Origin of the sequence: Acinetobacter sp. Z1 (assembly GCF_024296945.1) — a bacterium.
Classification (GTDB): Bacteria; Pseudomonadota; Gammaproteobacteria; order Pseudomonadales; family Moraxellaceae; genus Acinetobacter; species Acinetobacter beijerinckii.
In genome coordinates this window covers 3,089,114-3,103,076 of the sequence record NZ_CP101115.1, presented here as the reverse complement: position 1 = coordinate 3,103,076, position 13,963 = coordinate 3,089,114, and the positions used below count along the sequence as shown (strand labels likewise).

The following is a 13,963-nucleotide window of genomic DNA, read 5'->3' as shown; positions in this document are numbered from 1 at the left end:
TAAAAATCCGACTGATGATACGGTCGGATTTTTTATGCAAATCTGCAAGTTGTAATTCTAGTATCTAGTTAGAATAAATAATGATACTTCGCTCTAAATAGGATTAACTCTATACATTTAACATACGATTGGATTTAACCATATCCGCCAAGCCATGTGTTCTAAAATAATGCTCAAGCCAGCTTTTTACCAATAATGGGTTATTCATTTGCAATACATCATCGAGAAGTTTCTGTGCATCTGCCATTGGCACATGACAAATCGCTTTTCTGACACGGAGAATATTGCTTGAACTCATAGAAAGCGTGTTGAAGCCCATTGCCATTAATAAAATAGCTGATAATGGATCACCAGCCATCTCACCACACACGCTGACAGGCTTCTGATGTTCGTGACATTCAATGACTAAGCGTTTTAACGCACGTAGTACTGATGGGTGGAAATGTGAATATACATTGGCAACATGTGGATTATTACGATCGACAGCAAGTAAGTATTGAGTCAAATCGTTTGAACCCACAGAGAAAAAATCAACTAGCTCAGCAAATTCAGCGATTTGTAATAATACACTTGGTACTTCAACCATAATCCCGATTTTAGGTTTGGTGATTTTAACTTGTTCTTCTTCCTGAACCGCAATCCAGTCTCTTTCTAATAAATAAAGAACCTCTTCAACTTCACTGACACTGGTCACCATTGGCAACAAAATATGTAAATTATTTAAGCCAATACTTGCCTTTAACATTGCTCGAATTTGAGCAGAAAAAATTTCTGGGTGATCCAGTGTGAAACGTATGCCACGCCAACCCAATGCTGAGTTTTCTTCTTCAATACTAAAATAAGGTAAATCTTTATCCGCACCAATATCGAGGGTACGCATAATCACTGGTTTGTTAGCAAAATGACTGAGCTGTTGACGATAGATGGCGCGTTGTTCTTCTTCACCAGGAAAACGTTCACGTAGCATAAACGGAATTTCACTTCGGTATAAACCAACGCCTTTAGCGCCACGTTGCACGCCGCGAACAACATCAATCATCAAACCTGTATTCACAAATAAAGGAATAGACACGCCGTCGGGGGTAATGGCATCTTTGGTTTCATATTGCTTTAAGTCTTTCGCAATTTGCTCTTCTTCTTTCTGAACTTCTTTATAACGCTGACGTAAACGTCGTGGCGGATTGACAAAGATCCGCCCTTGATAAGCATCGACGATCATTTCAATGTCATCAAGCGTAGTGATAGGTAATTCTGTTACACCAACTACAGTTGGAATCCCCAATGCGCGTGCAACGATCACCATATGAGAGTTGGCTGCACCTTCAGATGTTACAATCGCTGCGATATTATCAACAGGGAGTTCAACCAGCGCAGCGGTGCTGATTTCTTCACCGATGAGAATACTATCAGGGCTAAGCTCACGATGACTGGTATCATTTTCTTGTAGGCAAGCGAGGATTCGGCGACCTAAATCTTTTAAATCAGAGACACGTTCACGTAAGTAGTCATCTTCCATTTGTGCAAAAAGCGCGACATGTTTATCGATGACTTTGCGAACAGCACCTTGAGCCCAACTACCTGAGCGAATATGGTCTTTAATTTCACTCGGTAATGCATTTTCATCTAACATTCTCAAGAACACGCTAAATAAAGCACGCTCTTCGGACATCAATGAATCTTGCATTTTTTCATCTAAAGATTGAATTTCTTGACGAACAGCAATGATCGCTTGATCGAGTAGTTCTAATTCTTCACTAATATCTTCCGCTTCGCGATCTGGAATCACACCTAAATCGGCAGGTGGATAAAGCACGATGGCACGACCTAAAGCGATACCACCAGCACCAGAAACGCCTTGGAAGGTTTTATAAGATGAACCACTGGTTGGCTTGCGAAAAACATCAATATTGCCCACGGCATGTGCATGCGCAATGACGCCTGAAAGTTGAGCACATAGCGTTACAAGAAAAGATTCAGCCGCCTCACTAAAGTCTTGAGGTTCTTTCTTTTGAACCACCAAAACACCCATTACTTTTCGGCGATACATGACAGGAACGCCAAGGAATGAGTTAAATAATTCTTCACCTGTTTCAGGTAAATAGGCGAAGCGATCATGTTTTGGTGCGTTATCTAAGTTGACAATTTCTTCGCGTTGACCGACTAAGCCAACGAGACCTTCACCGAAATTTAAAGAAACGTGCCCAACAGCTTCAGGTTTTAATCCTTTTGATGCCATTAACACATAACGTTTATTACGCTCATCCAATAAATAAATTGAGCATACATCCACATGCATCGCTTCAGCGACATGGTTGACCATGATGTCGAGTGATTCATGCAAACTGACGGACGCATTAATTTCTTGAACAATGCGTCTAAGTGTGTCGAGTTGCATGTTTGACATGGATGTTTACTCCAATTTATAAATCTTTATAGACCTAGTTATAACAGCTCTTATGTCAAAAATCATTGCTTAAAGTGATGATTTATTGACGTTTAACGTTGAGGTAATTGTAGACATAATTCCATCATCGCTCGGCGGTAAACATCACGTTTGAAGTTAACCACTTGACCTAACGGGTACCAGTAACTCACCCATTGCCATTCATCAAACTCGGGTGGGTCTGATAGATTTAACTGAATATGATGCGGCGATGCCGTTAACTTCAGTAAAAACCACTTTTGCTTTTGACCAATACATACAGGATCAGAATCTGACCGAATGTACCGATGTGGCAAACGATAACGCAGCCAGCTTTTAGTTTGCGCTATTATTTGGACGTGTTCGGGCAATAAACCGACTTCTTCTCTCAGTTCACGATAAAGTGCCTGTTCAGGGGTTTCTCCAAACTGGATACCTCCTTGTGGAAATTGCCAAGCATTGTGACCAATGCGTTTTGCCCATAAAACTTGTCCATCATCGTTTGCCAAAATGATCCCGACGTTGGGTCGGAAACCTTCTGAGTCGATCATTTGGCTACCTAAATTTTCTCTATATCGTTGACTTTGATCTCGGGGACAGTCACTCTTCACGTCCAACTCGAAAAAGGTCAAAGTAAAATGTTTAAAATTGCTATGATCTTAACGAATTTTTAGTCACTTACGGAAATAGATTTACGTTTTTTTTCTTTAATTTGCATTTAAATGAGCATTTATATGAAATTGGCTTTGTTTGATTTAGATCACACCCTGTTAAATACCGATTCTGACCACTCATGGGGTGAGTTTTTAGTGAATGAAGGTTTGGTTGATCCAGTTCATCACCGCCAAATGAATGATAAATTTTATGAAGACTATAAAGCAGGTCAGCTCGATCCAATTGCTTATAATGAATTTGTGTTTGAGTTTTTGACGCAACATGACAATGCTTATCTAACAGAATTGCATCTGTTATTTATGCAAAAAGTGATTCGCCCTCAAATGCGCCCGAAAGGATTTGATGCAATCAAGAAGCATCAAGATTTGGGTCATGCGATTGTGGGAATTACCGCTACAAGTGATTTTATTACTGCACCTATTTTTCGTGAATTTGGTATTACAGAAATTATTGCCACCAATGCTGAAGTCCTTGATGGCAAATATACGGGTAAGGTGAAAGGACTCCCTTGTTATCAAAAAGGAAAGCTTGCTCGTTTAGATCAATGGTTACAAGGACGAGAAGTCGATGAGTCTTGGGCATATTCAGACTCAATTAATGATCGTTTCTTGCTTGAGTATGCGACCCATGCGATTGCAGTGAATCCTGATGACCGTTTAGAAAAATTAGTTCAAGAACAGCATTGGGATATTCAAGATTGGTCGATTTAATGTCGTTGTTCAAGTTCCGAAAAATAGACGTTTTAATAACGTCTATTTTTTTATTTAGGATAAAGAGGATATTAAATAAAAACATTGAATCAAATTGTTAGCAAGATTATAAGAGTAGAAAAATTTATTTTAAAAATGATGAGGGGATCATGCCAAAAACACCACAACTTAAACTACCAAAAAAACTTTGGACAGAAGAGAGCATTGATCTTACTAGACACAGCTATCAAGGTAAGTTACTCACCAAAAATGAAGGTTTTAAACTCGGTAAAACGCAACGTAAAAAAATTCCCCGTGAGCAATTAGCACAATTGTCAGAACGACCGAAAGGTACAACGGCTTTAACGATTTATGATTGGAGCAATCAAGGACGCTTAGAGCAACTTAAGCCGATTCGTGCCAAGCGTATGAGCGTTTCACCCTTTACGTTCTATCGTGGTATGCCGTCATTGATGTTGTTTGACCAAGCATGGGAACAGCATCACTCAGGTTTATTTCAACAGATTTGTGGAGATTGTCATTTAAGTAACTTTGGTGGTTTTGCTAGCCCTGAACGTAATTTATTATTTGGGATTAATGATTTTGATGAAACTTTGGTTGCGCCATTTGAATGGGATCTCAAACGTTTAGCGACAAGTTTTTTGATTGCAGCACGTGATATTGATCTTGCTGATAAAGTCGGTTTAAAAGCCATTAAAACCATGCTGAATAGCTATCGCCAGCATTTATTAGAAAATACTGAATTGTCACCTTTACAAGTTTGGTATGACAAAGTCGATGCGAGTACGCTATTAGAAAATACCGAATGCCGAAAATTAAGAAAGAAGCGAGAGAAGCATCTTGATTCAGCACAGAAAAGAAATGCGTATTCTGTTTTGCCGAAGCTCACTCAACAAGATAAAGAAACAGGATTCCGCTATTTTGTTGATGATTTGCCATTATTGTGGCATCCAAATGTAGATGAACCTTTTAGCCAAAGTGTTGATACTTTCTTTAAACAATATCGAGATTCATTGAAATATGATCGCCAAGTCTTATTTGACCGTTATCAACGAAGTGATGTTGCTTTAAAAGTGGTTGGGGTGGGGAGTGTAGGTACACGATCAGCAATTGCGTTATTTCAGGATGCAGATCGTGAACCTTTGATTTTGCAAATGAAAGAAGCCAATCCTTCAATTTTGAGCCCTTTATTCCTTGAAAAAGTGCAGCACGAAGGTGAGCGCGTTGTACATGGACAGCAACTCATGCAAGCTGCAAGCGATATATTCCTTGGATTCTCAACTTTAGAGCAAAATTTCCATGTACGTCAGCTTCGCGACATGAAAATCTCAGTTGATTTGGCGGATATGGATGATGAATATTTTTATGAATATGCTGAAAGCTGTGGTCTGGCTTTAGCACATGCGCATGCAAAATCAGGTAATGCAGATGTTCTGATGGGCTACCTTGGTGAAGGAAATACCATTGTAAACGTATTACAAGAGTATGCCGTACAGTCCGCAGAACGTAATTTAAATGATTATCAGCAATTTATGAATGCAATCGCAGATGCTAAGATTCAAATCGCTGGGGATGAGGCTCTTTAAAAATAAGTCTGCTACAGATTTAACAAGATAATTCAAAAGGTTTTAGAAAAATGTTCAATAAAATCATGTCAGGTTTGGGTATGCAAGCTGTGACAGTAGAAACTCGCTTGCACAATCCAACTTTACAAGCCGGTGAAATATTGCATGGGGAAATTAGTTTTAAAGGTGGATCATCGGATAAGGAAATCAATGGTTTGTATTTACAACTAATGACTATGGCAGAAGTTGAGTCAGGAGATCATGAGTTTAATCAGCCTTTGATATTGGATCAGTGGTTAATCAGTTCAAATTTTTTATTGTCTGCGCATCAAGCTCATCATATTCCATTCACTATGCAACTCCCTGAAGAGACACCAATTACAGAAGTATCTTGTCGTCGTAATGGGACTCGTGTTTGGATTAATACTCATATGGATGTTGATTGGGGGCTAGACGCAACTGATCGTGATTATTTAAAAGTGTTACCGACCGCCACTATGCAAGTATTTTTACAAGCGATGCAACAATGCGGTTTTGTCTTAGCGAGTGTAGATGTAGAAAAAGGACAACTCACTGCACGTAACTTTAGATCAACTATTGGTTGTTACCAAGAGTTAGAGTTTGTGTCTTCACACATGTTTAGCGGTTTTAATGAGGTTGAAGTGTCATTTGTCGCTGAAGCACATCAGACGCATGTGATGTTGGAAGTGGATCGGACTTTGCGTTCAGATCAGTTATTAACGATGACACTTCCAAATCAACATTTAGATGTGCATCAAGTAACTCAACAGATACGACGTTTACTACAAATTGGATAATTGATTTCGTTTAGACCTCCCAAAATGGGAGGTTTTTTGTCATGTTACTGTCATCATTTATTTCTAAGATGACAGTATGAAAATAACAATAAATCAGGAAGAATATACTTCCAATGTTTTGAATGCATTACTCAAATTAAAACGCCAGCAACCGATGATAAAAACACGCTGGATCATGTTACCCATCTTAATCTTATTGGTCATGTATAGTTGGCAACAGCAGTTTTTTACGGCTTGGATGCTTATTCCTTTCATTTGGACAGTGATCGTTGTGAATCAGGCACTGATTGCTCGAACGAGACGAGACAAATTAGAGAAGATTGAGCAACTTAAAATTAATCCAATTTTTTGGAAGGAGTTACAACAAAAATATTCTGTGTTGGACTTAAAACAACGTCAATTGATTGAACAAGGTTTTAAAGATTATTTAGCATTACACGTTTTGCAGAAACAAGCTTATGCAATGCCATCACATGCTGTTGATGAGCTATGGCATGTGATGCTGAAATATCCGATCCAATATCAGCAATTATGCCAGCAAACAATTGGTCGAGTTTTAACGCATAATCCTTATGACACAACAACAAAGCCTGAAGCACAAGCAGTTCAATTATTTGAATCTTGGAAATATAGTTGTATGTTGCATGAATTTAATCCACGAAATAGCTCTCAATTATCACGATTATTTGCAATTGACCAGGTGTTGGGTTGGGAAAGTGGACAAACCTATGAACTTGAACAAATGACTAAAGACTTTGCCAAATATAAGCAAAATCAAACCTCATCCTCAAGCTGTGGTAGTAGTTGTAGCAGCTGTGGTGGCGGTAGTGATTAAATTGAGGATTAATCGACTCGCATCATACTAATTAGTTCTTCAGCAGCTTTGGACTGAATACGTGCAGGATGCCAAACTAAACCTAATTGCCGATTCATATTCAAATTTAAATCGAGTTGTTTTAAATCGTGGTTGAGTAAGGTTTTAGGCAGAACAGACCAACCCAAACCAATTGAAACTAACATTCTGATTGATTCTAATGGATTATTGCTCATCGTAATTTTTGGTTTTAAGCCTTTTTTCTCAAATTCTGCCAGTGTGATTTGACTCGTGTATGTGTGTGCAGCTGGCAATAGGCTCGGATAAGCAATTAAATCTTCTAATTTGAGTTGGGATTGTTGTGCTAAAGGATGAAAAGGTGAAGTCACAAAAACCAAAGGATCGTTCCAAATGGTTAAGTAGTTAAGACGATCATCGCCAATCGGCGGTAACGTTAAGAATGCTAACTCTAATTCACCTGCTAAAACTTGTTCATGTGCTTGCTCAGAATCAACAAAATGGACATCTAAGGTCACTTGTGGAAAACGTTGAACGAAATTTTTGAGCGGTTCGGCGAGATGATGCAAACCGATATGATGACTGGTGCCTATTTTTAAGCGACCTTGTACCTGAGCTTGCTCATGACTTAGCGTATGATGAATTTCACCTAATTCATTCAGCCATGTATGAACTTTAGGTAATAATGAATGGGCTGCGTGAGTGGGTTGTATACCCCGACCAGCGGACTCAAAAAGCTTAACGCCAAAATAATCCTCTAGGCTATGAATACGTTTCGTCACTGCGGGTTGAGTGATAAATAATTGTTCTGCTGCGATAGAAATTGAACCCGTTTCCATCACTTTTACGAATGCTTCAAATGCAGCAAGATTCATATACATTTACCTAAAGTAAGTTACTTTTTATTTCTCGAGGAAATGGGTTTAGAAATAATTCCAAACTTTTTCATGAAAGAAAAATGCAAAGGCTTGAACAGTCGGTTCAATTAAACTCAAAGTCGCTGCCATAATGAAATTTCCTGTAATTACATAGGCAACCATCATCGCAACACTAATATGCATGATGTAGTAACTCAAGGTTTTTTTTAAGGTACGCCGATTGTTGATTACAAATTGTTGAATGTTCGCCATAGTGCTCACCGTTACGAATATTGATTTATATTTAATTAAATAATAATCATTATCATTTAAAATGTAAAAAAGAAATTTCGATTGCTGATGATTGGATTTCTAGATAATTTAACTAAATTTAAAATAACAAACCGTGAGAAAGCATTGATTAGAAATTTAAAAGTGTTAAGTGAAGAATGTCTTACTTATGAAACAGCTAAAAAATACATGTATTCTAGTAAGAATAGAATTCTTATAAAAATAATATGTCTTGCTTCATTGATTGTTCTTTACTTGAATTTATATAAAATCATGTATTTTTTAATTTATTCAAAAATGAGTATAGAAATTGGTATTTTCTCTTATATGGGGGTAGGCGTTCTTATTGGTGTATTTATATGGATAATACTCCGAAGGAATGATGCGCATAATTTAAAAGTAAAGTTAATATTTAGTTCTAATTCAAAAAAATTAACGATATATCTGAATAATAAGAAAAAAGCTGACTTCTATCCTAATTTTATTGAAGCAAAATATGACTACATTCCAGCTATGCCTCGAAGCAATCAATTACCTACTCCTATATTTTGTTTGAATTTATATAGTCTTAACAGGGCTAAAAAGTATTCGCTGGTGACAATTGATTGTACTGATATGATTATAACTAAAAATTTATTTGATCAATTTATTCTCGAGTATCAGCCTTTGATTGAATGGTTTAATTTACCTGTACATAAGGATGGTAATCCTGAGCTGATGAAGTATTATTTTCGAGATTAATTATTCCAAAAAGTTTGTTAATTGATAAAAATGATAAATTAGATTTATGTGAAACGATTGTTATAATCAATCTAAGATTAAAAATACCCAGTCCTATGACAAGCACGATGGAGAGCGACGACATGGCAGGCAAGACATTGTATGACAAATTATGGGATGACCATTTAGTTAAGCAACGTGATGATGGCTCAAGCTTGATTTATATTGATCGCCATTTATTACATGAAGTAACCAGTCCTCAAGCATTTGAAGGTTTACAACTTGCTAATCGTCAACCTTGGCGTTTAAGTGCCAATGTCGCAACACCTGACCATAACGTTCCAACCTCTAAAAAAGAGCGTGAACAAGGCATCGCAGGGATTGAAGATGATACGTCTCGTATCCAAGTGCAAACTTTAGATGATAACTGTAAGACCTTTAATATTGTTGAATTTGGTATTAATGATATTCGCCAAGGGATTGCACACGTTGTTGGTCCAGAACAAGGTTTAACATTACCAGGTATGACAGTGGTTTGTGGTGATTCACACACTGCTACACATGGCGCATTTGGTTGCTTGGCACATGGTATTGGCACATCAGAAGTTGAACATGTGTTGGCAACACAATGCTTAGTACAGAAAAAATCAAAAAACATGTTAGTTCGTGTAGATGGTGTATTAGGTAAAGGTGTGACGTCTAAAGATGTCGTGTTAGCAATTATTGGCAAGATTGGTACTGCGGGCGGTACAGGTTATGCCATCGAGTTTGGCGGTCAAGTATTCCGTGATATGTCGATCGAAGGACGTATGACTGTTTGTAATATGGCGATCGAAGCAGGTGCTCGCGTAGGTATGGTTGCTGTTGATGACAAAACGATTGCTTATGTAAAAGATCGTAATTATGCACCTAAAGGTGAGCAGTGGGATCAAGCAGTAGAATACTGGAATACATTGCACTCGGATGAAGATGCGGTATTTGATGCGGTTGTAGTATTAAATGGTGCAGAGATTGAACCACAAGTGTCATGGGGAACGTCTCCAGAAATGGTGATTCCAGTTTCACAAGCGGTACCAACTTTAGAACAAGCTAAAGATGACGTGCAACGTAATGACTGGACGCGTGCATATCAATATATGGGCTTAGATGCAGGTCAGGCATTAGCAGATATTCAATTAGATCGTGTATTCATTGGTTCTTGTACAAATTCACGTATTGAAGATATTCGTGCAGCTGCTGAAGTGGTTAAAGGTCGTAAAGTCGCGTCAAGTATTAAACAAGCGATGATTGTTCCGGGTTCTGGTTTGGTTAAACAACAAGCTGAACAAGAAGGTTTAGATCAAATTTTCTTAGAAGCAGGTTTTGAATGGCGCGAACCGGGTTGTTCAATGTGTTTAGCGATGAATGCGGATAAGTTACAACCGGGTGAACATTGTGCTTCAACCTCGAATCGTAATTTTGAAGGTCGTCAGGGCAATGGTGGACGAACGCATTTAGTGAGTCCAGCAATGGCAGCAGCGGCAGCAATTGCAGGTCATTTTGTTGACGTTCGTTCATTCTAAAGGAGCAAGATCATGGAAAAATACACTGTAGAACAAGGTATTGTTGCACCTTTAGATCGTGCCAATGTCGATACTGACTTAATTATTCCAAAGCAGTTTTTGAAGTCTATTAAACGGACAGGTTTTGGTGATAATTTATTTGATGAATTGCGCTATTTAGATGAAGGTTATTTAGGGCAAGACATTAGCAAACGTCCAATCAACCCTGAATTTGTGTTGAATAAACCGCGTTACCAAGGTTCAACGATTTTGTTGGCGCGAACTAACTTTGGTTGTGGTTCAAGCCGTGAGCATGCACCTTGGGCGTTAAATGAATATGGTTTTCGTACCGTAATTGCGCCAAGTTTTGCTGATATTTTCTTTAATAACTGCTTTAAAAATGGCATGTTGCCTGTGATCTTATCCGAAGAGATCGTGGATCAGCTATTTAAAGAATGTGTTGAAACGGAAGGCTATCAACTTACGATTGATTTAGAAGCGCAAGAAGTTCGTACTCCAAAAGGCGATGCATTTAAATTTGAAATCGATCCATTCCGAAAGCATTGCTTGTTAAATGGTTTAGATGATATCGGTTTAACCTTACAGGTTGCGGACGATATTCGTGCTTTTGAAGAAAAAGCTAAACAAGTACGTCCTTGGGTATTTCAAGACATAAAAGCTTAAGGTTTATGTTTGGAGATTACGCAATGTCTTGGACAATTTAAACATAGCCATAGCGCAGACAATGAACTCTTGTTAACATGCTAGCGAATAATATTTTGCTTACATGTTACAAGACATGAGGACTGGGCTTGAATAATGAAAAGAAGACTCGCTCGCAGTATTTTACTGTGTCTATGTGTTGGTACGACATTAACGGCGTGTCAAAACGCACCTAATGTAGTCGATCAAGTTCGTATTGCACAGAACACATTAGAGTCGAAAGCGGAAAATACAACTTTATATTGTTCAGGCGTAGAAAATTGTGAGTTTGAGCGAATTGGTGATATTGCCGTGATTGATGCAAAAACGCACCGTATTAGCCAACAGGCAATGGAGCGAGGAATTGTACGATTACATGGTTCAGTTTTTACCCGAAAACAGCAGGTGTATTTGAGTGTGCCTGCTAAACAATATGAAGTTGTTATTCGCTTTTACCCCATTTCGCCTGATCGAGCAGAGACTTTTCATGTCATCCATGCGTTTAAACCGCATCTGCGCTATACCTTTAAAATGTTCCGAGACAGAACATATCGTTCAGGCAGTTTGCTGAATGTTTCAGTGCCTGAACCATTATGTGTTGATTTACAGCAAGAACAGCATACCATCCGCCGTTTCTGTCGTCCTTTTGATGTCAGTACGGGTTTGGGTGAGTTTGTTGAGAAAAAGATTTAATCGACTAGCAGTGTGAAAGCTGCTCATATTGAACTGGAAAACTCATGTCAAAACATATTTTAATTTTAGCGGGTGATGGAATTGGTCCTGAAATCGTAGCTGCTGCTGAAAAGGTTTTAACCAAGGTCAATGATAAATTTAATCTCGGTTTGACATGGGAACATGGTTTACTAGGTGGCTCAGCGATTGATGCACATGGTGAGCCGTATCCTGCAGTGACCAGTGAACAAGCGAAAAATGCTGATGCGATTTTACTTGGTGCTGTCGGTGGTCCTAAATGGGATACGATTGAGCGTTCAATTCGTCCTGAACGTGGCTTATTGAAAATTCGTAGTGAATTAAACTTATTCGCGAACTTACGTCCTGCAATTCTTTATCCACAATTGGCTGATGCTTCTAGCTTGAAACCTGAAATCGTTGCAGGTCTTGATATTCTGATTGTTCGTGAGCTAACAGGTGGGATTTACTTCGGTCAGCCGCGTGGTATTCGTGAATTGGAAAATGGTGAGAAACAGGGCTATAACACTGACGTTTATTCAGAAAGTGAAATCAAGCGTATTGCTAAAGTTGCATTTGAACTTGCAGGTTTACGCGGTGGTAAAGTTTGTTCAGTTGATAAAGCCAATGTTCTTGAAGTGACTGAATTATGGAAGCAAACAGTCACTGACTTACAACAAGCACAGTATTCAAATATTCAGTTATCGCATATGTATGTCGATAATGCAGCTATGCAATTGGTTCGCGCACCTAAGCAATTTGACGTGATTGTTACAGGTAATTTATTCGGTGATATTTTATCTGATGAAGCTGCAATGTTAACAGGTTCAATTGGTATGTTGCCTTCTGCTTCACTGGATGAAAATGGCAAGGGGATGTATGAACCATGTCATGGCTCTGCTCCAGATATTGCGGGTCAAAATGTCGCAAATCCACTCGCAACCGTACTTTCTGTGGCGATGATGTTGCGTTACACCTTCCGCGAGGAAGCTGCGGCAAAAGCAATTGAAGATGCTGTAGGTCAAGTTTTAGATCAAGGTTTGCGTACAGCAGATATTATGTCTGAGGGCATGAGCAGAGTTGGTACAGATGCGATGGGTGAAGCTGTAGTTTCAGCACTTAACTAATTAAGTATTCTGAATAAAAAAACGCAGCATCAGCTGCGTTTTTTTATTCTCTATGATTAGTTAGCAAGCTTTACCTTCATAACGAATTGAGCGTGCAATTTGTTGTTGATCAAGCTTGAAAATAATATGGCAATAGAAATTGACATCGTATGATTGGCTATAGGTGGTACTGGTAGAAAGTCGTGAACCATCTGAGGTTCCCATGTTTAAAGGTACGGGAATATTCATTGGGCGAAGAACTGTATAAATTAAATGTTCTTTAGATTTTTGAGGGTGTTTTAGAGTCTGAAATCCTAAGCTTCGAAGATTAAGATTTTGTTCAATATGATCTACTGATTGACCGATATAGGGTTGTAGATAATCTTGAAGATTGGTTGATTGCCATGCAGGTGTCGCGCACCCTTGTAAAATTAAACCCAAGCCTAAGATAAAATATTTAGAATGAATCACGCTTATTTCCCTGCATTGATTATATTTATATGTCTTTATTCTATTCCTAAAACAGAATAAAGACAAAAATATACGGACTTGTCTATTTGAGGGTAATGTTCAACAAATGCAAAATATGTTTAGATAGTTTTATTATTATGCAATGAGGACGACTTGATGCAAAAGTTCATATTTGGACTTATTGTCGGTGCTTTATCAACAACTATTTATGCGGATAATTGTGATAAAACACGCAATACTTATGATGATATTTACTGTACAAATAAAATATATGCGAGTGCGGATGCGGACTTAAATAAAAACTATCAGTTATTGAGGGCGCAATTAAATCAAACTCAACAGAAAATACTAAAAAAATCACAACTTGCTTGGATTCGTCATCGTGATGCAGAGTGTACGGATGATCAACAGAATAGCGTCAATGTAGAATGTCGCTTAAATACCACACAACAACGCAATCATTGGCTTTTAGAACGGTTACGTGAATGTCAAACGGTGGGTTGTAAGACGACTCGTTTAAGTGAATAGCAGGAAAATAAGGTCGTAAAAAAAGCCACTTTAAG

Annotated in this window: 15 protein-coding genes; 10 read left to right on the top strand and 5 right to left on the bottom strand. The window is 38.3% G+C overall.

Annotated elements, in window-relative coordinates:
• Positions 1–109: 109 nt before the first annotated feature.
• Entirely contained in the window at positions 110–2,404 is a 2,295-nt protein-coding gene (ptsP, locus tag NGC85_RS14675; RefSeq protein WP_005061209.1) for a phosphoenolpyruvate--protein phosphotransferase, read from the bottom strand.
• A gap of 92 nt (positions 2,405–2,496) precedes the next feature.
• On the bottom strand, positions 2,497–2,973 hold the full coding sequence (locus tag NGC85_RS14670) for an RNA pyrophosphohydrolase (protein ID WP_004659132.1): 477 nt from the start codon (positions 2,971–2,973) through the stop codon (positions 2,497–2,499).
• 183 nt (positions 2,974–3,156) lie between these two features.
• Here NGC85_RS14670 and NGC85_RS14665 point away from each other — a divergent pair, with 183 nt between their 5' ends.
• The 4 genes from NGC85_RS14665 (at position 3,157) to NGC85_RS14650 (ending at position 7,025) form a co-directional block, all read left to right on the top strand.
• Positions 3,157–3,807 (top strand): HAD family phosphatase, encoded by a 651-nt coding sequence (locus tag NGC85_RS14665; RefSeq protein ID WP_254732129.1) that lies wholly within the window; start codon positions 3,157–3,159, stop codon positions 3,805–3,807.
• Positions 3,808–3,956: 149 nt separating this feature from the next.
• Entirely contained in the window at positions 3,957–5,393 is a 1,437-nt protein-coding gene (locus NGC85_RS14660) for a DUF2252 domain-containing protein (protein ID WP_254732127.1), read from the top strand.
• 50 nt (positions 5,394–5,443) lie between these two features.
• Positions 5,444–6,190, top strand: coding sequence for a sporulation protein (locus NGC85_RS14655; RefSeq protein WP_254732125.1), 747 nt, complete (start codon positions 5,444–5,446; stop codon positions 6,188–6,190).
• 76 nt (positions 6,191–6,266) lie between these two features.
• Entirely contained in the window at positions 6,267–7,025 is a 759-nt protein-coding gene (locus NGC85_RS14650) for a hypothetical protein (RefSeq protein ID WP_254732123.1), read from the top strand.
• Between the two features lie 8 nt (positions 7,026–7,033).
• On the opposite strand, the gene NGC85_RS14645 is transcribed toward NGC85_RS14650, so the two are convergent.
• A complete protein-coding gene (locus NGC85_RS14645) occupies positions 7,034–7,897 on the bottom strand; it encodes a LysR family transcriptional regulator (protein ID WP_005061221.1) in 864 nt (287 codons plus the stop codon).
• Between the two features lie 48 nt (positions 7,898–7,945).
• Positions 7,946–8,152, bottom strand: coding sequence for a DUF2061 domain-containing protein (locus NGC85_RS14640; protein ID WP_169109844.1), 207 nt, complete (start codon positions 8,150–8,152; stop codon positions 7,946–7,948).
• An 87-nt stretch (positions 8,153–8,239) separates the two neighbouring features.
• Between NGC85_RS14640 and NGC85_RS14635 the strand changes: the two genes are divergently transcribed.
• The 5 genes from NGC85_RS14635 (at position 8,240) to leuB (ending at position 12,950) form a co-directional block, all read left to right on the top strand.
• Positions 8,240–8,911 carry a hypothetical protein gene (locus NGC85_RS14635; protein WP_254732121.1) on the top strand — a complete coding sequence of 224 codons (672 nt, stop codon included), beginning with the start codon at positions 8,240–8,242 and terminating at the stop codon, positions 8,909–8,911.
• Between the two features lie 122 nt (positions 8,912–9,033).
• Positions 9,034–10,452, top strand: a complete 1,419-nt coding sequence (gene leuC, locus NGC85_RS14630; RefSeq protein WP_169109843.1) for a 3-isopropylmalate dehydratase large subunit — start codon at positions 9,034–9,036, stop codon at positions 10,450–10,452.
• 12 nt (positions 10,453–10,464) lie between these two features.
• Complete coding sequence (gene leuD, locus NGC85_RS14625) at positions 10,465–11,115, top strand: 3-isopropylmalate dehydratase small subunit (protein ID WP_254732119.1); 651 nt, start codon at positions 10,465–10,467, stop codon at positions 11,113–11,115.
• A 135-nt stretch (positions 11,116–11,250) separates the two neighbouring features.
• Positions 11,251–11,826: a hypothetical protein gene (locus tag NGC85_RS14620; RefSeq protein ID WP_005051240.1), complete on the top strand. Its 576-nt coding sequence runs from the start codon at positions 11,251–11,253 to the stop codon at positions 11,824–11,826.
• Positions 11,827–11,870: 44 nt separating this feature from the next.
• Positions 11,871–12,950: a 3-isopropylmalate dehydrogenase gene (gene leuB, locus NGC85_RS14615; RefSeq protein WP_005061236.1), complete on the top strand. Its 1,080-nt coding sequence runs from the start codon at positions 11,871–11,873 to the stop codon at positions 12,948–12,950.
• A gap of 60 nt (positions 12,951–13,010) precedes the next feature.
• On the opposite strand, the gene NGC85_RS14610 is transcribed toward leuB, so the two are convergent.
• Positions 13,011–13,400: a hypothetical protein gene (locus NGC85_RS14610; RefSeq protein ID WP_254732117.1), complete on the bottom strand. Its 390-nt coding sequence runs from the start codon at positions 13,398–13,400 to the stop codon at positions 13,011–13,013.
• 156 nt (positions 13,401–13,556) lie between these two features.
• Between NGC85_RS14610 and NGC85_RS14605 the strand changes: the two genes are divergently transcribed.
• The gene (locus NGC85_RS14605; protein WP_005061240.1) at positions 13,557–13,928 is read left to right on the top strand and encodes a lysozyme inhibitor LprI family protein; all 372 of its coding nucleotides are present in this window, start codon (positions 13,557–13,559) and stop codon (positions 13,926–13,928) included.
• Positions 13,929–13,963: the final 35 nt, after the last annotated feature.